This window comes from Arthrobacter sp. 05N425, from assembly GCF_056397125.1.
Genome location: NZ_JBFTMU010000003.1, coordinates 60,594 through 79,158 on the forward strand (window position 1 = coordinate 60,594; position 18,565 = coordinate 79,158).

Sequence of the window (18,565 nt, forward strand, 5' to 3'; positions counted from 1 at the left end):
GGGCAGACTGGTATCCATGAGCCACACTTCTGCCGAATCTGTCACTAAAACCGGAACAGCAGCCGAGGAATCGACCGAGCAGTTCTTCACGCTCTGGACGGTTTTCAAGCGCTCCGCCGATGTCCTGCGCAGCGGCGACGCGGCTGAGGACTTCGACGCACTCATCGAACGGCTGGCCGAGGACGGCGTCGTCCACCGCGGCAGCTACGACGTGTCCGCGATGCGGGCCGACGCCGACATCATGATCTGGCTGCACGGCCCCCGGGCCGAAGCGCTGCAGCGCGCCGTGCGCGACATCCGGCGCAGCAAGCTCTTCACGGGGACTGAGATCGCCTGGTCCGCGATGGGCGTCCACCGCGAGGCCGAGTTCGCCAAGAACCACACGCCGGCCTTCTCCCGCGGCGTGGAACCGGCCGAATGGCTCTGCGTCTACCCCTTCGTGCGCTCCTACGAGTGGTACCTGCTCCCGGACGCCGAGCGCGGCGCGATGCTGCGGGACCACGGCCTGCTGGGCCGGGACTTCCCGCAGGTCATCTCCAACACCGTTTCCTCCTTCGCCCTGGGCGACTGGGAGTGGATCCTGGGCCTCGAAGCCCCGGAGCTGGTGGACCTCGTGGACCTGATGCGCCACCTGCGCTCCACCGAAGCCCGCCACCATGTTCGCGAAGAAGTCCCGTTCTACACCGGCCGCCGCGTCAGCGCCGTCGAGATTGCCGAGGTCCTCGCATGAGCCCGCTCGATCCGCAGGATCCCACGGCCACCGCCGTGAATCCCGTCACCGAGGCCGGCCGGATGGCCCCCAAGGACTACGACGCCGTGCTGCTGGCCTCCTTCGGCGGTCCCGAAGGCCAGGAAGACGTCATCCCGTTCCTGCGCAACGTGACCCGCGGCCGCGGCATCCCGGACGAACGGCTCGAAGAGGTCTCGCACCACTACCGCGCCAACGGCGGCATCAGCCCGATCAACCAGCAGAACCGCGAGCTCAAGGCCGCCATGGAGAAGGAGCTCGCCACCCGGGGCATCGGCCTGCCGGTCTTCTGGGGCAACCGCAACTGGGATCCCTACATCCCGCAGACCCTGCAGGAGATCTACGACGCCGGGCACCGCAAGGTCCTGATGATCACCACCAGCGCCTACTCCTGCTACTCCAGCTGCCGGCAGTACCGCGAAGACATCGGCATGGCGCTCACCGAGACCGGGCTGGACGGCAAGCTCGAGGTGGACAAGGTGCGCCAGTACTTCGACCACCCGGGCTTCGTGGAGCCTTTCGTCGAGGGCACCGCCGCCGGCCTCGCCGACGTCCGCGCCCAGCTGGCCGCGGCCGGCACCCCTGACGCGCCGGTGCACATCCTCTTCGCGACCCATTCGATTCCGACCCGCGACGCCGAAGCCGCAGGCCGCTCCGAGGGCGAGCCGCGCCACTTCGAACAGGACTCCGCCTATGTGGCCCAGCACCTGGCCACCGGCACCGAGGTCATCCGCCGGGTCGAAGCCGAAACCGGCCTGACCGCCCCCTGGTCCCTCGTGTACCAGTCCCGGTCCGGGGCCCCGCACGTGCCGTGGCTCGAACCCGACATCAACGACGCCATCGAGGAACTCGCCGGCCAGGGCGTCAAGGGCGTCGTGATCGTGCCGCTGGGCTTCGTCAGCGACCACATGGAAGTCGTCTGGGACCTCGACACCGAGGCCCTGGAAACCTGCGGCAAGCTGGGCCTCGCGGCCACCCGCGTTCCGACGCCCGGGACGCACCGCAAATTCGTTGCCGGGATCGTGGACCTGATCAGCGAGCGGACGGCGGCACACAACATCGCCGACCGGCCGCACCTGACCAAGCTCGGCCCCTGGTACGACGTCTGCCGCCCCGGCTGCTGCGCCAACTTCCGCGGCGAAAAGCCCACCATCGCGGGCGCGGACACCACCGTCGGGACAGGGCATGATCCCTACCCGGCAGGGGCATCCGCGGCTGCGAATGAGGCGGTCCCGGCAGCAGGCCAGGCCACGCCGTGACCGTACGGATCGGCACCCGGGCCAGCAAACTTGCCCTCACCCAGACCCAGCAGACTGCGGACCAGCTGGCCGCCGTCGGAGGGTTTCCGGTGGAACTCGTCCACATCCGCACCGACGGCGACGTCCTGACCGGCCCGCTGTCCCAAATGGGCGGCACCGGCGTGTTCGTGGCGGCGCTGCGCGACGCCCTGCTGCGGGACGCGTGCGACGTCGCGGTCCATTCGCTCAAGGACCTGCCCACCGGCGCTGCCCTGGGCCTGACCCTCGCGGCTACGCCCAAGCGCGTGGACGTCCGGGACGTGCTCTGCGCCCGGGACGGGCTCACGCTGGCCCAGCTGCCGGCCGGCGCCACCGTCGGCACCGGCTCCCCGCGCCGGGCCGCCCAGTTGCGCGCCGCACGGCCGGACCTGGACATCCGGGACATCCGCGGCAACGTGGACACCCGCCTGGGCCGCGTGCCGGGCCTGCCGGGCAACAACACAGGCGCCGTCGTCGAAGGCAAGTCCGGCGACCTCGACGCCGTCGTGCTCGCCGCTGCCGGCCTGCACCGGATCGGCCGGCTGGACGCGGTCAGCGAATACCTCGACACCGAGGTGATGCTCCCGGCCGCCGGCCAGGGTTCGCTCGCGATCGAATGCCGCAGCTCCGACGCGCCGCGCAAGGCCGGGTCCACCGAGGGCTCCCAGGGCGTGCTCGCCCAGGCCCTCGCAGCCCTGGACGACCCGGACACCCGGCTGGCCGTCACCGCCGAACGCGCGCTGCTGGCCCGGCTGGAGGCCGGCTGCGCCGCGCCGGTGGGCGCCTACGCCTACCGCAAGGGCAGCATGCTGCACCTCGAGGCCGTTGTCTGTGCCGTGGACGGCACCGCGACGGTCCGGGACAAGAAGGCCACCGACGGGCTGACCGAGGTCGGCGCCACCCTGCTGGGAATCGAACTGGCCGAGGCGCTGCTGGCGGCCGGTGCTGCCGACATCGCCGACCTGGCCGCTTCCTGAGCCGGACGGATTCTCACCTGATGGGACGCCGCAGCGCCAGCCGCCGGCCGGACGGGGGCGCCGGGCCCCGGGTGCTCGAGGGCGCCCGGGTCCTGGTCACCCGCAACCCGGACCGTGCCGGTGCCTTGGTCTCCGCGCTCCGCGAGACCGGCGCCGAGCCGCTGCTGCTGCCGCTCATCGACTTCGAGCGCGCCGCCGACCAGCACTCGCTGGACGTGGCCTTCGACGCGCTCGGCGCCGGCGCCTACTCATGGCTGGTGGTCAGCAGCGTGACCACGGTCCAGGTCCTGGAAGCCAAGGCGGCCGAACGCGGTGCGGCCCTCAGCGCGTGGCTTCCGGGCAGCCTGCAGGTGGCCGCCGTCGGCCCGGCCACCCGCCGCATGCTTGAAGGCCTGGACATCGCAGTGGACCTCGCGCCCGCCGGCCAGCAGTCCGGCGCGGGATTGCTCGACATCTGGCCCCGCGGCCACGGCAGCGTCCTGCTGCCGCAGGCCGACATCGCCGACCCGCGGCTCCGCCGGGGGCTGGAGGCCCGCGGCGCCTCGGTCCAGGCCGTCACCGCCTACCAGACCGTCGATTTCCCCGCGGACCCGCGACGCAGCCTGGCCGCCGCCCCCGACCCCCAGGGGCACGACGCCGCGGTCCTGACCGTGGCCGACGCGAAAGCCGCGATCGACGCCGGAACGCTGCACGCCGTCGTCGCGGCCTCACCGAGCGCCGCCCGCCGCGTCCACACCGGGCTGTCGCCGCTGGGCGGCTGCCGGCTCGTCGCGATCGGACGCTCGACGGCGGCCGAGGCCCTGGCCCTCGGACTCCCGGTCGCCGCCGTTGCCGAGGAGCCCACCGCCTCCGGACTCGTCGCCGCCGTCATCCGGGCCCTGGATCCGGCGCCCCCCACTCCCCATCCCGACCCCGAGCAGACCGTGAAGGACCAGACATGAGCTTCCCGACCCACCGCCCCCGCCGGCTCCGCACCACCCCCGCGATGCGGCGGCTGACGGCCGAACACCGCCTCTCGGCTGCCGAACTCATCCTCCCGGCCTTCATCCGCGAGGGCCTCTCCGAGCCGAACCCGATCGCCTCGATGCCCGGCGTGCAGCAGCACACGACCGACTCGCTCAAGCGCGCCGCCGCCGAGGCCGTGCAGCTGGGCGTGGGCGGCATCATGCTCTTCGGCATTCCGGCCCAACGGGACGCCCGCGGCACCGCCTCGCTGGACCCCGAGGGCGTGCTGAACAAGGCCATCCGGGATGTGAAGGCCGAGGTCGGCGACGAACTGGTCATCATGAGCGACGTCTGCCTCGACGAATTCACCGACCACGGCCACTGCGGCGTCCTGGACGCGCACGGCTACGTCGACAACGACGCGACCCTGGAGATCTACGGGCAGATGGCCGTGGCGCAGGCCGAGGCCGGCGCGCACGCGCTCGGCCCCTCAGGCATGATGGACGGCCAGATCGCCGTGATCCGGCAGGCCTTGGAGGAGGCGGGACACGCCAACACCGCCGTCGTGGCCTACGCCGCCAAGTACGCCTCCGCCTTCTACGGCCCGTTCCGCGAAGCCGTCGACTCGCAGCTCACCGGGGACCGGCGCACTTACCAGATGGACGCCGCCAACCGCCGCGAAGCGATCCTCGAAGTGGAACTGGACCTCGAGGAGGGCGCCGACATGGTGATGGTGAAACCAGCCATGAGCTACCTCGACATCCTGGCCGACGTCGCCGCGATGAGCCCGGTGCCCGTGGCCGCCTACCAGATCTCCGGCGAGTACTCGATGATCGAGGCCGCCGCCGCGAACGGCTGGATCGACCGCCGCGCCGCGATCACCGAATCCGTGCTCGGCATCAAACGGGCCGGGGCCAACATGGTCCTGACCTACTGGGCCAGCGAACTCGCCGGCTGGCTGAAGGAGACCCGATGAGCCCCGCGGAAGCGCCGGACCCGGCATCGGGAGCCAACCCGACCGCGCCGGTCGGCCCGGACAAGATCCTGCTCGGCCTGAACACCTTCGGCGACGTCGGGGTGTTCCCGGACGGGCACCCGGTCCCGCACGCCCAGGTGCTGCGGCAACTGCTGGAACAGGCCGAACTCGCGGACCAGGTGGGCCTGCACGCCTTCGGGGTGGGGGAGCACCACCGCCGCGACTTCGCCGTCTCCGCGCCCGAGGTCTTTCTCGCCGCCGCCGCGGCCCGGACCAAGAAGATCCGGCTCGGCTCCGCCGTCACCGTTCTCAGCTCCGATGACCCGATCCGGGTATTCCAGCGTTTCGCCACCGTGGACGCCATCTCCAACGGCCGGGCCGAGGTCATGCTGGGCCGCGGTTCCTTCGTGGAGTCCTTCCCGCTGTTCGGACTGGACCTGGACGACTATGAGGTCCTGTTCGAGGAGAAGCTGGAGCTCTTCGACAAGGTCCGGGCCCAGAAACCGATCAAATGGGAGGGCCGGACGCGCCGGGCCATCAACGGGCTCAGCGTCTACCCGCCGCTCGAACACCACCTGCTGCCGGCCTGGATCGGCGTCGGCGGCACCCCGGAATCGGTGCTGCGCTGCGCCGAATACGGCTACCCGATCATCTTCGCCATCATCGGCGGCCAGCCACGGTCCTTCGGTCCGCTGGCCGGGCTCTACCGTGAGGCCATGGCCAAATACGGCCACCCGATGCAGCAGGTGGCCACGCATTCGCCCGGCCACGTGGCGGCCACGGATGAGGACGCGCGGGAGGAGTTCTTCCCGCACTGGCTGGGCCAGCGCAACCAGCTCGGCGCCGAACGCGGCTGGGGTCCGGGCAGCCGCGACGAATTCGACCACCTGTGCAGCCCCGAGGGTGCGCTCTACGTCGGCTCGCCGGACACGGTGGCCGCGAAGATCGCCCTGCTCAAGCGGAACCTGGGCGTGGACCGCTTCGACCTCAAATACAGCAACGGCACGCTCCCGCATACCGCCATGATGCGCTCCATCGAGCTGTTCGGCACCGAAGTGGCGCCGCGTGTGGCCACCCAGCTGGGCGGCGGGGTGCCTGCCAGTGACCGGGCCCTGTGAGAGCGACCTGTGAGAACCACTGAGAGAATAGGAACCATGACTTCCAGCCACCCTCGCAACGAGGAACTCTTCGACCGCGCCCGCCGCCTGATGCCGGGCGGCGTCAACTCGCCGGTCCGGGCCTTCGGCTCGGTGGGCGGCACACCCCGCTTTATGGTCTCCGCCACGGGCCCCTACCTCACCGACGCCGACGGCGCCGAGTACGTGGACCTCGTCTGCTCCTGGGGGCCGGCGCTGCTGGGCCACGCCCACCCGGCCGTCCTCGCGGCCGTGCACGCCGCCGTCGACCGCGGACTGTCCTTCGGCGCCTCGACCCCGGACGAGGCCAACCTCGCCGCAATCGTCCAGGAGCGCGTCCCGGCGGCCGAGCGCGTCCGGATGGTCTCCACCGGCACCGAGGCGACCATGACCGCGATCCGGCTGGCCCGCGGCTACACCGGCCGGAACCTCGTGATCAAGTTCGCCGGCTGCTACCACGGCCACCTCGACGGCCTCCTCGCCGCCGCCGGTTCCGGGCTCGCGACACTCGCGCTGCCCGGCTCGGCAGGCGTCACCGCCGCCACGGCCGCCGAAACCCTCGTGCTGCCCTACAACGACCTCGCCGCGGTCGAAGCCGCCTTCGCCAAACACGGCGACAGCATCGCGGCCGTCATCACCGAGGCCGCGCCGGCCAACATGGGCGTGGTCACCCCGGGCGAGGGCTTCAACGCCGGCCTGGCCCGGATCACCCGCGAACACGGCGCCCTGCTGATCCTCGACGAGGTCCTCACCGGGTTCCGCACCGGCTACTCCGGCTACTGGGGACTCACCGGCGGGGCGGCCGACGCCGCCGAGCCCTGGGCCCCGGACCTACTGACCTTCGGCAAGGTCATCGGCGGGGGCATGCCGACGGCGGCCCTCGGCGGCCGCGCCGAGGTCATGGACTACCTCGCCCCGGTGGGCCCGGTCTACCAGGCCGGGACCCTCTCGGGGAACCCGGTGGCGATGGCTGCCGGCGTCGCCACCCTCACCCACGCGACCCCCGAGGTCTACTCGTTCGTCGACGCCCGCTCGCTGGAACTCTCCGGCGCCCTGTCTTCGGCGCTGGACGCGGCAGGGGTGGACCACTCCATCCAGCGCGCCGGGAACCTGTTCTCGGTGGCCTTCGGCACCTCGGCCCGCGGCGTCCATAACTACGACGACGCGCAGGGCCAGGAGGTCTTCCGCTACGCGCCGTTCTTCCACTCGATGCTGGACTCCGGGGTGTACCTGCCGCCGTCGGTGTTCGAGGCCTGGTTCCTCTCCGCCGCGCACGACGACGCCGCGATGAACCGGATCTTCGAGGCCCTGCCGGCTGCCGCCCGGGCCGCCGCGGCGGCGGGAGCCTAGGCGCAGGGCGCGAGCCTGGGAGCAGGGCGCAGGCCCAGCGAGCCGGCGGCGGCCGTCGCCGTCGTCGCCCTTTAAACACTTTCGGCACCCGCCGCAGCGGGTGCCGAAAGTTGTTAACGCTGGTCCGGGCCTAGAAGGCCGGGGTCACGTCGCCGTTGGGCCATTCCTTCTCGATGAAGGCCTTGACCTCGGGGGAGTGCAGCAGCTCATCAAGCTTCTTGATGCGCACGTCGTCCTTGGAGTCCTCACGCCAGGCCAGGAAGTTGGCGTAGGGGTTGTTGTCCACGGATTCCACCGCGAGTGCGTTCTTGGTGCTCAGCCCGGCCTTGAGGATGAAGTTGCCGTTGATCAGGGCCAGATCCACCGAGGGGTCCTTGAGGTCGTTGATCAGCAGTTCCGGCTGGTTCTCGGAGAACTTCAGCTTCTTGGGRTTCTGTTCGTCGCTGAGCGTCAGTACCGAGGTGTCGTCCTTGATGTCCTTGACCAGACCGGCGACCTGGAGGACCTTGAGGGCCCGGACCTGGTTGGACGGGTCGTTCGTGATGGCGACCTTGGCTCCGTCCTGGATGTCCTTGATGTCCTTGACCTTTTCCGAGAACGCGGCGTAGGGCTCGATGTGCACGCCGGCGCCGTGGCCGAACTTGTAGCCCTTGGTCTTGACCTGGTCCTCGAACCAGGGCAGGTGCTGGTAGAAGTTGGCGTCCAGGGAGCCGTCGCTCAGCGCGGTGTTCGGCGTCTGGTAGTCCTCGATCTCCTTGATCTCCAGTTTGAGGCCGGCCTTGGGGGCGAGCTCCTGGTTGATGAATTCGAGGATCTTGGCGTGCGGGACCGGGCTGGCGCCGACCTTGAGGGTGGCGGGCTTCGCCGGATCCAGGGTCGTGACCTGGGCGCTGGGGGTGGAAGAACCACCGCAAGCCGTCAGCGCCAGGGCAGTGACAATGCCGGTGGCCAAGAGGGTGAGTGACTTACGCATCGGATGCGTTCCTTTCGAAATAGGCGGAAAACACGACGGCGGTGCCGTGGTCCGCGCAGATGCAGAGGGCGGCTACCCGCTGCAAGGCTGGGGTGGTTGTTTGTCGGGTCAGCGGTGGTCGAGGCCGCGGGAAATCCGCTCGCCCACGAGTTGGATGACCTGGACGAGGACGACGATCAGGACGATGGTGACGATCATGACCGTGACGTCGAAGCGCTGGAAGCCGTAGTTGTAGGCCAGCTTGCCGAGGCCGCCGCCGCCGACGAGGCCGGCCATCGCGGAGTAGCCCACGAGGGTCACCACCGTGGTGGTGGCGGCCGCGACGAGGGCTGGCAGGGATTCGCGCAGCATCACCTTGCTGATGACCTGCATGTTGGTGGACCCCATCACCTGGGCGGCGTCGATCTTGCCGTGGTGCACATCGCGCAGGCAGGATTCGACGAGCCGGGCGAAGAAGGGGATGGTACCGATGGACAGCGACACCGACGCTGCAATCGGGCCGAGGCTCGTCCCGGTCAGGGCGCGGGCCAGCGGGATGAGCGCCACCATCAGGATGGCGAACGGGATGGACCGGGTGATGTTGACGATCACGTCGCTGAGGATCCGGTTGGTGACGGGCATCGGGCGCAGTCCGCCGGGGGCCGTGACGTGCAGGAAGACGCCCAGCGGCAGGCCGATCAGCACGGTGAAGAATGCCGAGATGCCGACCATCTGCAGGGTCTCCACGATTGCCTCGGGGAGGGCCCTGGCGAGTACGGGGTTGCTGAAGATGTCGTTCATTAGTTGGCTCCTTCTTCCGCCGGAGCAGCATCGGCGGCGACGCGCTTGGCGCTGATGCCCCGCTCGTGCAGGTAGTGGAGGACGGCGTCGAAATCGGCGTTTTCGGCGAGCTGGACCCGGAGGTGCCCGAACTGCTGGCCGCCGAGGGTCTCGACGCTGCCGGCGAGGACGTTAAGGTCCATGTCGAAGTGCCGGGCGACGCCGGTCAGGACGGGTTCTTTGGCGCTCTCGCCGGAGAAGAGGATCTCCAGGACCGGCCCGCGCTGCAGCGCGCCGTGCAGGGGCTCCGACGGCGGCAGCGGAAGCAGGGCCCGGGCCAGCTTGCTGTCCAGCTCGCCGGCCACGTCCTGCAGGGCGCCGTGTTCGATGATGCGGCCCCGGGAGAGCAGGGACACCGAGTCGCAGACCCGCTTCACGACGTTCATCTCGTGCGTGATGATCAAGACGGTCAGCTGCAGCCGCCGGGTCAGGTCCTGGATCAGGTCCAGGATTTCCTCAGTGGTGGCAGGGTCCAGGGCCGAGGTGGGCTCGTCGCAGAGCAGCACTTCGGGGTCCGAGGCGAGGGCCCGCGCGATCCCTACGCGCTGGCGCTGGCCGCCGGAGAGCTGGGACGGGTAGGCGTTCTCGAAGCCTTCGAGTCCCACGAGCTTGAGGAGCTCGGCAACCCGGGTCCGGATCTTGTCCTTGGGGGTCTTGACGAGTTCCAGCGGGTGCGCCACGTTGCCGGCCGCGGTCCGGGAGTCCATCAGGTTCGCGTGCTGGAAAACCATGCCGATGCGCCGCCGCGCAGCACGGATCTCCGAATCCCGCACGGAGCTCAGCTCGGTGCCGTCGATGCTGACGGACCCGGCGGTGGGGCGGTCCAGCAGGGTCAGGCAGCGCACCAGCGTCGACTTGCCGGCGCCGGAGTGTCCGATGATGCCGTGGATCGAGCTCTTCGGCACGGAGAGCGTGACGCCGTCGAGCGCTACCACTTCCTTTTTGCCCTGCCGGTAGACCTTGCGAAGGTCGGTAACTGTGATCATTTATCCCTTGGCGGTTGGGGTCTGGGCGCGACATAACACACGCCCTGTTCTGAACTAAATTATGTCAGCGGCACCAAAGGCCATCCACTTGCGCATTTAGTTCGTCACAAAGTGCCATCGGGTGCAGATAATTTCGTCCTGAAGGTCGCTGGGCGCGGGAGGAAACCGGCAGCCGTCCCGCGGCCAAATCCCTGAGGGCGCCACGAGCCGCCGGCAGGGGCAACCGCCGCTGTGATCTCAGTCCCAGTAGCTTGCCGGTCCCGTGCCGGTGGCCCGCGCTCAGGGCTAGAAGTCGCCCCGGCTGGCATCTTCCGGCGGCAGAACCGGCCAGTCGCCCTCAATCACGGCCGCGGGCTTTGTCTTGCGCAGGTAGCTCTGGAAATCCGCGGCCTGGGCCGACGCCCACTCGACCTGGAGCTGGTGCAGGTGGCTGGCCGGCATCCGGAGCTTGGGAAACTTCCCGGCCATGGCATCCAGCATCCGCAGCGTGGCCAGCGCATCGGCCGCGGAGGTGTGCGCATTGTCGAGGCTGACGCCGTACTCCTCGCACAGCGCGGTCAGGGTGCGCTTGCCCTTGCGGTACCGGTCCACCTGCTTGTTCATGATGAACGGGTCCAGCACGGGAAAGCGGCTCAGCTGGGGCACGCCGTAGCGGGCCGACTCGGCGGCGAGCACGGTGAAGTCATAGCTGGCGTTGAAAGCAATGACCGGTACGCCGGTGTCGAACAGCTCCTGCAGCACGGCCGCCAGCTCCCGGGTCACCTCGGCCGCAGGCCGGCCGTCACGGCGGGCCTGCTCGGTGGTGACGCCGTGGATGTCGCTCGCCTCGGTGGGGATCTCCACCCCGGGATCGGCCAGCCACTCGTGCTCCTTGATGACCGAGCCGTCGGCGTCCACCACGGTCACCGATGCCGTCACGATCCTCGCAGCGCGGGAATTCCGCCCGGTGGTTTCCAGGTCGAAGGCTGCGCGGGGGAGGGTGTGCCAGGTGCTCATGCTTCAACGCTACCTGTTGCCGCTGACAGTTTTTTGCACCGCCGTGCCGAGACCGGCGGCAGCCGGCACCGGTAACCTTGGTCCATGCGGACGGAGTATGTGGAGGCGGTACTGGAGCTCGCAGCGATGGTTCCGGCGGGCACCGCCGTCGCCTACGGGGACGTCGCCGAACTCCTGGGCGCGGGCGGCCCCCGCCAGGTCGGCTCCGTAATGAGCCACCACGGCAGCGCCGTTCCCTGGTGGCGGATCCTCAAAGCCAACGGAGACGCCCCGCCCGGCCACGAGCGGGAGGCCCTGGCCTTCTACCTCGCCGAAGGGACACCGCTGCTGGGCAGCTACCTGGAATACGAGCGCACCGGCGAGGGCCGCTGGCGGGTCGACCTGATGGCGGCCCGGTGGACGCCGTCCGAGCCGGACTTCGAGCAGATCGACGCCATCGCCGAACGCCTCGAACGGGAGCTGCATAAATTGTCTGTCCCCAATGATGAAATGTCTGTGTGAGTAGCCCCAGCCGGACCGCCCCCAACAAAGCCGCCCCCAACAAGACCGTCCCCAAAAAAGCCGTGCCCGGCCAGACGGGCCTCCGGCTGCTGCCGCCCCGGACGCAGCACAGCGCCGTCCCGGTACTGTCCCCGGACCAGCGGGACGCCGTCGACGTCGCGCACGGCTCCGGACCCGTCCTGGTGCCCGGCGCGCCGGGCACCGGCAAGTCCACGGTCCTGGTCGAGGCCGCCGTCCGCAGGGCCCAGCGCGACGGCCTGGACCCGGAACGGATGCTGATCCTGGCCCCCGGCCGGCTGGCCGCCGATGCGCTGCGCGACCGGTTCACCGCGCGCCTGGACCGCAGCCTGAGCACGACGCCGGCCCGCACCTGGGCGTCGTACGCCTTCGACCTGATCCGGCGTGCCAAGGCGGAGGGCATCCTGCCGCTGCCGCGTGCGCCGAAGCTCCTCTCCGGGCCCGAACAGGACCTGATCATCAAGGAACTCCTCGAAGGCCATGCCCAGCCCGGGCTGGAACTGCCCTGGCCCGAGGACCTGGCCGCCGCCCTGCAGACCCGCGGCTTCCGGCAGGAAGTGCGCCAGCTCTTTGACCGGATCATCGAATCCGGGCGCACCGCGCAGGACCTGGCGGCCCTCGCGCAGCGCTGCGGCCGGCCGGACTGGACCGCCGCGGCCGCCCTCTATGCCGAGTACCGCGACGTCCTTGACCTGCGGATGCCCGAATCCTTTGACCCGGCCGGGATCATCACGGCGGCACGCCAGATTTTCCAGGACGCCCCGGAATTCCTGGCCGCGGAGCGCGACCGGCTCCAGCTGATCCTCGTGGACGATATCCAGGAGGCGAACCCGGCCGTGTTCGAACTGCTCGCGGACATCGCCGCAGGCAAGGACACGCTCGTCACCTCTTCCCCGGACACCGTGGTGCAGGGATTCCGCGGCGCGCGGCCGGACCTGGTGGCCGAGCTGCCCCGGCTGCTCGCGCCGGCCGGCGGCACCGTCCTGGAGCGGCCGCTCTGGACCGCACACCGCCATACCCCGGCCGTCGCGCAGGCCTGGCAGGGCGTCGCCGAACGGATCTCGCTGCGCTCCGGCGGGACGGTGGCGCGCCGGCTGGAACACCCGAAGCCCAGCGGACAGCGCGACGGCGTCGTTGAGGCGCACCTGCTGCCGTCCCCGGTCCACGAACTGCGCTATGTGGCGCAGCGGATCCTGGAAGCCCAGCTGAATGACGGCCGGGAGCTGGGAGACATCGCGGTGATCGTGCGCAACGGCGGCCAGCTCAGCCAGCTGCAGCGCCACCTGGCCGGCCAAGGCATCCCGGTCCGGATCCCGGTGGCCGAGTCCGCGGTCCGGGACGAGGTGGCCGTGCGGCCGCTGCTGGACGCCTACGCGGTGGCGTTGGACCCTGACGTCCTTACCCCGGAAGCCGCCGTCTCGCTGCTCACCTCAAGGATCGGCGGGGCAACGTCGATCGAGCTGCGCCGGCTCCGCCAGTCACTGCGGCGTGAGGAACTCCTGGGCGGCGGCGGCCGCACCAGCGACGCGCTGCTCGTGGAAGCACTCCTGGACCCCGGCGCCCTGGCCACGCTCGGCATCGAGGGGCATTCCGCCCGCCGCGTTGCCCGGATGATCCGCGCCGGCCGGGACGCCGCCGAGGCCACGGGCGGCAACGCCGAGACCGTGCTCTGGGCGCTCTGGCATTCCACCGGACTGGCCGGCCGCTGGACCGAGGCAGCCCTGGCCGGCGGGGCGGCGGGCGCCCGCGCGGACCGCGACCTGGACGCCATGATGGCCCTGTTCCACACCGCCGAGCGGTACGTGGACCAGCTCCCGGGCTCAGGTCCGGAGCAGTTCCTTGAGTACCTGCTCAGCCAGGAACTGCCTATGGACACGCTGGCGGCCCGGGCACAGCTCGAGGACGCGGTGGAACTCATGACCCCGGCCAGCGCCGCGGGACGTGAATGGCCGGTCGTCATTGTGCCCGGCCTCCAGGAAGGCGTGTGGCCCAACACCCGGCTCCGCGGTGAACTGCTCGGCAGCACACTTTTCGCCGACGCCGTCGAACACGGTGTCGAGTACGCCCTGCAGCTCGATCCGCTGAGCCGTCTCCGCGAGATCCGCTATGACGAGCTGCGGAGCTTCTCCACCGCCGTTTCACGGGCCCGCGAAGTGCTGATCTGCACGGCGGTTTCCTCCGAGGACGAACAGCCCTCATCCTTCCTGGACTACGTTTCGCCCCTGCACCCGGACCAGGACCGGCGCGGCTTCACGTCCGTGGAGCGGCCGCTGACCCTGCGCGCGCTCGTCGCGGAACTGCGCCAGTACGCCCAGCTCGACGGCGCCCCCGCCGAGGCGGCCGAGGCCACCGCCGTGCTGGGCGCCCTCGCAGCCGCGCAGCCGGCGGTGCCCGGCGCCCACCCGGACAGCTGGTGGGGGCTGGCTCCGCTGTCGTCGACGGACCCCGTGGTGCCGCCCGGCAGTACCGTCTTCGTTTCGCCCTCCAAGGTCGAGACCGTGCAGAAGTCACCCCTCGACTGGTTCGTCCAGGCAGCCGGCGGAGAGGCCGCAACGGATTTCGCCCGCAGCCTCGGAACCCTGGTCCATGCCATTGCCCAGGACCTCCCGGACGCCTCGGGCGGCGAGTACGTGGCCGAGCTGGTGAAACGCTGGCCCGCGCTCGGGATGAAGGACAACTGGGAGGGCAAGCTCGACTTCCAGCGGGCCGAAACCATGGTCCGCAAGCTCGCCCAGTACGTGCTGGTCATGCGGAGCGAGGGCCGGAGCCTGCTCGGCGTAGAGCAGGACTTCGAGGTGAAGCTTCCCGATCTGGAGCCCGCAGCCGTTGCCGGCGGTGAAGAGTCCTGGCCCGCGCGGCCCGCCGTGCTCCGCGGCCAGGTCGACAGGCTGGAGATCGACGCCGAAGGGCGGCTGGTCATCGTGGACCTCAAGACCGGCAAGCGCCAGCCCGGCAAGGCCGAGCTGGAACGCCATCCCCAGTTGGGCGCCTACCAGGCGGCGGTCCTGGCCGGCGGGTTTACCGGCCCGGACGACGGTCCGCCGCCGCGACCCGGCGGCGCGGTGCTGGCCCAGCTCGGCACCAGCACCAAAAGCCCCGGGGTGCAGAGCCAGCCGGCGCTGGATCCGGAAGCGAACTGGGCTCTGGAGATGGTCGGCGAGGCCGCCCGCGTCATGTCCGGCAGCACGTTTGAAGCCCGCCACGACCCCGCCAAGGGCGGGCACGGCGGCCACGGCTGCAGGCTTCCCGAAGTCTGCCCGCTGTGCGCACGCGGAAAGCAGGTCACCGAATGAGTATCGAGGCGACGACGGCGGCCGGGCCGGAGACCGCCGCGCCGGCGGACACACGGCCGAAGCCCCTGCCTGAACCGCGGTTCAGCCCGGAAGAGCTGTCCGCGATGCTGGGGGAGAAGAACAGCCCCACCGCCGAACAGTCACGGATCATCTCCTCGCCGCTGGCGCCCCGGCTTGTCATCGCCGGGGCCGGCTCCGGCAAGACCGCCACCATGGCGGACCGTGTGGTGTGGCTCGTCGCAAACGGCTGGGTCAGGCCGGAGGAAGTACTCGGCGTGACGTTCACCCGCAAGGCTGCCGGCGAGCTCGCCACCCGGATCCGGGCCAAGCTGGCCGCCTTGGCGCGGATCGCCGCGGCCGATCCGGAGCACAAGGTGTTTCCGGCCGGGCTGCTGAGCACCGACGCGCTGGAACCCAAGGTCTCCACCTACCACTCTTACGCGAGCGGCATCGTCTCGGATTACGGGCTCCGGCTCGGCGTCGAACGGGACGTTGTGCTCCTCGGCGGTGCCCAGTCCTTCCAGCTCGCGAGCGAGGTGGTGGAAGCCTTCGACGGCGACTACCAGCATTTCCGTTCCGCCAAGTCCACCCTGGTCAAGGCGGTCATCCAGCTTGCCGGGGAATGCGCGGAGCACCTGCAGGACCCCGCGCAAGTCCGGGGCTGGCTGCTGGACCGGGTGGCCGAGTTCGAGGCGCTGCCGTATGTCGCCACGGCCAAGAAGAATCCCAGCCAGGCCGCGGGGGACCTCAGCGCTTTGCTCCGGACCCGCGCCAGCGTTGCGGACATGGTGGGCCGCTATGCGGAGGCCAAACGGGCCCGCGGCGCACTGGACTTCGGTGACCTTGTGGCCCTCGCGGCCCGGGTGGCCAACGAGATCCCGGTGGCCGCGCAAACGGAACGCCAGCGCTACAAGGTGGTGCTGCTGGACGAATTCCAGGACACCTCCCACGCCCAGCTTGTCCTCTTCTCCCGCCTGTTCGGTGACGGGCACGCCGTCACCGCGGTGGGAGACCCGAACCAGTCCATCTACGGCTTCCGCGGCGCGTCCGCGGGCCAGCTCTTCCACTTCGTCCGCGAATTCCCCGTCCGGGTTGACGACGGCGGAAGTGCGCATGATTCCGGCGACGCCGGCGGCGGCCCGCCACGGTTCGCCGTCGCGCCGACGTCGTACCTCACCACCGCGTGGCGCAACGGCCGGAACATTCTCGAGGCCGCCAACGTCATTTCGGCCCCGCTCAGCAAGGCTGCGGCCCATGCCAGCGCGGCCGGTGCCCGGGACAGCGCCGACACCGTGGAGGTCCCGCCGCTGCAGCCCAGCCCCGCCGCGGTCCAGGGCCGCGTGTTGATGGGCCGCTTCGGCACGGACGAGGACGAAGCGGCGGCCATCGCCGCCGACGTGCTGAAATTCCGGCGGACCGACTTCGACGCCGGCAAGGCGGAGGAGCCCGAGCCGCCGGCGATGGCCGTACTGTGCCGCCGCCGGGCCCAGATGGAGTGCATCCGCCGCGAATTCGAGCTGCGCGGCATCCCCTACGAAATCGTGGGCCTCGGCGGGCTGCTGGACACCCCCGAAATCGTCGACCTCGTGGCGACCCTGCGGGTGCTGGCCGATCCGGGCCGCTCCGACTCGCTGATGCGGCTGCTGGCCGGCGCGCGCTGGCGGATCGGGCCTGCGGACCTGATGGCGTTCCGCGACTGGTCGAGCTTCCTGGCGCGGCGCCGCGGACGCCCCGGCAGCGACACCGACAGCGACACCGACACCGATACCGACGGCGACAGCGCCGAAACCGTCATCGAGGGCGACCTCACCGACGCCGCGAGCCTGATCGAGGCGCTGGACTGGCTGCCCCGTCCCGACTGGACGTCCGCCCACGGCCGCCGGCTGAGCCCGGACGCGCTGGAGCGGCTGCAGCGGCTCTCCGCCGAGCTCCGTCAACTGCGCAGCTTCATGGGCGATGACCTCAGCACCCTGCTGGGCGAAGTGGAACGTGCCATGCTCCTGGACATCGAAGTTGCGGCCCGGCCCGGCATCAGCATCCATCAGGCGCGGCGCAACCTGGACGCCTTCCAGGATGCTGCCGCCGGGTTCCTGCACACCTCGCAGCGGGTCGACGTGCTCGCCTTCCTGGCCTGGCTGGAAGCGGCCGCCGCCGAGGAGAACGGCCTCGACGCCGCCGCGCCGGACGTCAACCACGAGGCCGTCCAGCTGCTGACTGTCCACGCCTCCAAGGGGCTGGAATGGGACGTCGTGTTCGTTCCCGGCCTCAACGCCGGGGCGTTCCCGTCCAGCCGGGATTCGCGCTGGAGCAGCGGGTCCGCCGCGCTGCCGTGGCCGCTCCGCGGGGACCGCGCCGACCTGCCGCAGTGGGACCTGGATCAGCCGGACCAGAAAGGCTGGCTCGACGCCGAGAAGGAGTTCAAGTCCGCGGTCCAGGCCCACGGCGAAGCCGAGGAACGGCGCCTGGCCTATGTTGCCTACACCCGCGCCAAGCATGTGCTTTGGGTCTCAAGCGCAGCCTGGGTGGGCTCCCGGGCGGGCCTGGCCGAGATGTCCCCGTTCCTGGCCGAACTCGAAGGGCTCAGTGGGGCCGGCGCGGCCGAGATCCATCCGCATTCCGTCGCCGAGGAGGCACTGCCGGAGGAAAGCCCGCTGACCTCCGAGCTGGAGCTGGCCCTGTGGCCCTACGATCCCCTGGAAGGACCAGTCCACCCGCACACCGGAGCCCGGTTGCGGCTCGTACCGGGCCGCCGGGCCGCCATGGAGGCTGCCGCGGCGCGGGTCCTGGAGCAATTGGAACAGCCCGGCGCCGGCTCGCTGCCGGCTCCCGCCGGGCCGGGAACTCCGCCCGCAGCTTCGGCGGCCGGGGCGCGCAGACTGCGCGGGCCGGCGGCCGGGTGGGCGCAGGAAGCGGCCACCCTGTTGGACCGGCGTTCCCGGCGGTCAGCCGTCCAGGAGGTGCACCTGCCGGGCCATATTTCCGCCTCCACCCTGGTGGACCTGGACGAGGATGCGGCCTCCGTGGTGGCCCGGCTGCGGCGGCCCGTCCCGCGCGAACCCGGGATGTCGGCCCGCAAGGGAACGGCCTTCCACGCCTGGGTCGAAGAATACTTCGGCACCTCCGGGATGCTGGACCTCGGCGAGGCCGCCGGCTCGGACGACCACATTGACGAGGCCTACGGCCTGGACGCCATGGTGGAGACCTTCCGCCAGTCGGAGTGGGCCCACCGGGCGCCCGCACACGTCGAGGTGCCGGTCGAAACCCGGATCGGCGACGTCGTGGTCCGCGGGCGCATCGACGCAGTCTTCCGCGACGCCGACGGCGGCTGGGACCTCGTCGACTGGAAGACCGGACGCCGGCCCTCGGCCGGCCAGCTCAAGACCAAGTCCGTGCAGCTCGCCGTCTACCGCCTGGCGTGGTCCCGGCTCAAGGGCGTCCCGCTTGAGGACGTCCGGGCAGCGTTCTACTACGTGGCAGACAACCAGGTGGTCCGCCCGCACGATCTCGGCTCCGCGGAACGGCTGGAGGAAATCGTCGCGGCGGCCCTCGGAAGGAAATCAGGCTAGCTGG

The 18,565-nt window shown here is 70.6% G+C and carries 14 protein-coding genes; 10 read left to right on the plus strand and 4 right to left on the minus strand.

The annotated features are described in order from the left end of the window. Positions 1–16 precede the first annotated feature (16 nt). From hemQ to hemL, 7 genes are read left to right on the plus strand one after another with little or no spacing between them, the layout of a single operon-like run. Complete coding sequence (hemQ, locus tag AC1DGE_RS05910) at positions 17–730, plus strand: hydrogen peroxide-dependent heme synthase (RefSeq protein ID WP_441417209.1); 714 nt, start codon at positions 17–19, stop codon at positions 728–730. Further along, entirely contained in the window at positions 727–2,007 is a 1,281-nt protein-coding gene (locus AC1DGE_RS05915; protein WP_476917072.1) for a ferrochelatase, read from the plus strand. The genes hemQ and AC1DGE_RS05915 overlap by 4 nt, the downstream gene beginning before the upstream one ends. Continuing rightward, positions 2,004–3,002 carry a hydroxymethylbilane synthase gene (gene hemC / locus AC1DGE_RS05920; protein ID WP_476908531.1) on the plus strand — a complete coding sequence of 333 codons (999 nt, stop codon included), beginning with the start codon at positions 2,004–2,006 and terminating at the stop codon, positions 3,000–3,002. The genes AC1DGE_RS05915 and hemC overlap by 4 nt, the downstream gene beginning before the upstream one ends. Positions 3,003–3,022: 20 nt before the next feature. Beyond that, positions 3,023–3,943, plus strand: coding sequence for a uroporphyrinogen-III synthase (locus tag AC1DGE_RS05925; protein WP_476917073.1), 921 nt, complete (start codon positions 3,023–3,025; stop codon positions 3,941–3,943). Further along, complete coding sequence (gene hemB / locus AC1DGE_RS05930; RefSeq protein ID WP_476917074.1) at positions 3,940–4,923, plus strand: porphobilinogen synthase; 984 nt, start codon at positions 3,940–3,942, stop codon at positions 4,921–4,923. The genes AC1DGE_RS05925 and hemB overlap by 4 nt, the downstream gene beginning before the upstream one ends. After that, positions 4,920–6,041 (plus strand): LLM class flavin-dependent oxidoreductase, encoded by a 1,122-nt coding sequence (locus tag AC1DGE_RS05935; RefSeq protein ID WP_476917075.1) that lies wholly within the window; start codon positions 4,920–4,922, stop codon positions 6,039–6,041. Before hemB ends, AC1DGE_RS05935 begins: the two co-directional genes overlap by 4 nt. 36 nt (positions 6,042–6,077) lie before the next feature. Further along, complete coding sequence (hemL, locus tag AC1DGE_RS05940) at positions 6,078–7,409, plus strand: glutamate-1-semialdehyde 2,1-aminomutase (RefSeq protein ID WP_476908535.1); 1,332 nt, start codon at positions 6,078–6,080, stop codon at positions 7,407–7,409. 130 nt (positions 7,410–7,539) lie between these two features. On the opposite strand, the gene AC1DGE_RS05945 is transcribed toward hemL, so the two are convergent. The 4 genes from AC1DGE_RS05945 to AC1DGE_RS05960 all read right to left on the minus strand — a co-directional run bounded on the left by AC1DGE_RS05945 (position 7,540) and on the right by AC1DGE_RS05960 (position 11,183). Continuing rightward, positions 7,540–8,382: a MetQ/NlpA family ABC transporter substrate-binding protein gene (locus tag AC1DGE_RS05945; protein WP_441417216.1), complete on the minus strand. Its 843-nt coding sequence runs from the start codon at positions 8,380–8,382 to the stop codon at positions 7,540–7,542. 108 nt (positions 8,383–8,490) lie between these two features. Continuing rightward, complete coding sequence (locus AC1DGE_RS05950) at positions 8,491–9,162, minus strand: methionine ABC transporter permease (protein WP_441417217.1); 672 nt, start codon at positions 9,160–9,162, stop codon at positions 8,491–8,493. Continuing rightward, positions 9,162–10,187 (minus strand): methionine ABC transporter ATP-binding protein, encoded by a 1,026-nt coding sequence (locus tag AC1DGE_RS05955; RefSeq protein WP_476908536.1) that lies wholly within the window; start codon positions 10,185–10,187, stop codon positions 9,162–9,164. Before AC1DGE_RS05955 ends, AC1DGE_RS05950 begins: the two co-directional genes overlap by 1 nt. 285 nt (positions 10,188–10,472) lie before the next feature. Next, positions 10,473–11,183, minus strand: coding sequence for a 3'-5' exonuclease (locus tag AC1DGE_RS05960; protein WP_441417219.1), 711 nt, complete (start codon positions 11,181–11,183; stop codon positions 10,473–10,475). Between the two features lie 84 nt (positions 11,184–11,267). Here AC1DGE_RS05960 and AC1DGE_RS05965 point away from each other — a divergent pair, with 84 nt between their 5' ends. The 3 genes from AC1DGE_RS05965 (at position 11,268) to AC1DGE_RS05975 (ending at position 18,561) form a co-directional block, all read left to right on the plus strand. Beyond that, positions 11,268–11,684, plus strand: a complete 417-nt coding sequence (locus AC1DGE_RS05965) for an MGMT family protein (protein WP_476908538.1) — start codon at positions 11,268–11,270, stop codon at positions 11,682–11,684. Positions 11,685–11,746: 62 nt separating this feature from the next. Beyond that, positions 11,747–14,995: an ATP-dependent helicase gene (locus AC1DGE_RS05970; protein WP_476908837.1), complete on the plus strand. Its 3,249-nt coding sequence runs from the start codon at positions 11,747–11,749 to the stop codon at positions 14,993–14,995. A 104-nt stretch (positions 14,996–15,099) separates the two neighbouring features. Continuing rightward, positions 15,100–18,561 carry an ATP-dependent helicase gene (locus tag AC1DGE_RS05975; protein ID WP_476892297.1) on the plus strand — a complete coding sequence of 1,154 codons (3,462 nt, stop codon included), beginning with the start codon at positions 15,100–15,102 and terminating at the stop codon, positions 18,559–18,561. Positions 18,562–18,565: the final 4 nt, after the last annotated feature.

Coding starts and splice junctions, on each gene's coding strand:
- AC1DGE_RS05955 (WP_476908536.1), bottom strand. CDS start 10,187: ATGATCACAGTTACCGACCTTCGCAAGGTCTACCGGCAGGGCAAAAAG.
- AC1DGE_RS05975 (WP_476892297.1), top strand. CDS start 15,100: ATGCTGGGGGAGAAGAACAGCCCCACCGCCGAACAGTCACGGATCATC.
- AC1DGE_RS05960 (WP_441417219.1), bottom strand. CDS start 11,183: ATGAGCACCTGGCACACCCTCCCCCGCGCAGCCTTCGACCTGGAAACC.
- AC1DGE_RS05935 (WP_476917075.1), top strand. CDS start 4,920: ATGAGCCCCGCGGAAGCGCCGGACCCGGCATCGGGAGCCAACCCGACC.
- AC1DGE_RS05950 (WP_441417217.1), bottom strand. CDS start 9,162: ATGAACGACATCTTCAGCAACCCCGTACTCGCCAGGGCCCTCCCCGAG.
- AC1DGE_RS05965 (WP_476908538.1), top strand. CDS start 11,268: ATGCGGACGGAGTATGTGGAGGCGGTACTGGAGCTCGCAGCGATGGTT.
- hemB (WP_476917074.1), top strand. CDS start 3,940: ATGAGCTTCCCGACCCACCGCCCCCGCCGGCTCCGCACCACCCCCGCG.
- hemL (WP_476908535.1), top strand. CDS start 6,078: ATGACTTCCAGCCACCCTCGCAACGAGGAACTCTTCGACCGCGCCCGC.
- AC1DGE_RS05925 (WP_476917073.1), top strand. CDS start 3,023: ATGGGACGCCGCAGCGCCAGCCGCCGGCCGGACGGGGGCGCCGGGCCC.
- hemQ (WP_441417209.1), top strand. CDS start 17: ATGAGCCACACTTCTGCCGAATCTGTCACTAAAACCGGAACAGCAGCC.
- AC1DGE_RS05915 (WP_476917072.1), top strand. CDS start 727: ATGAGCCCGCTCGATCCGCAGGATCCCACGGCCACCGCCGTGAATCCC.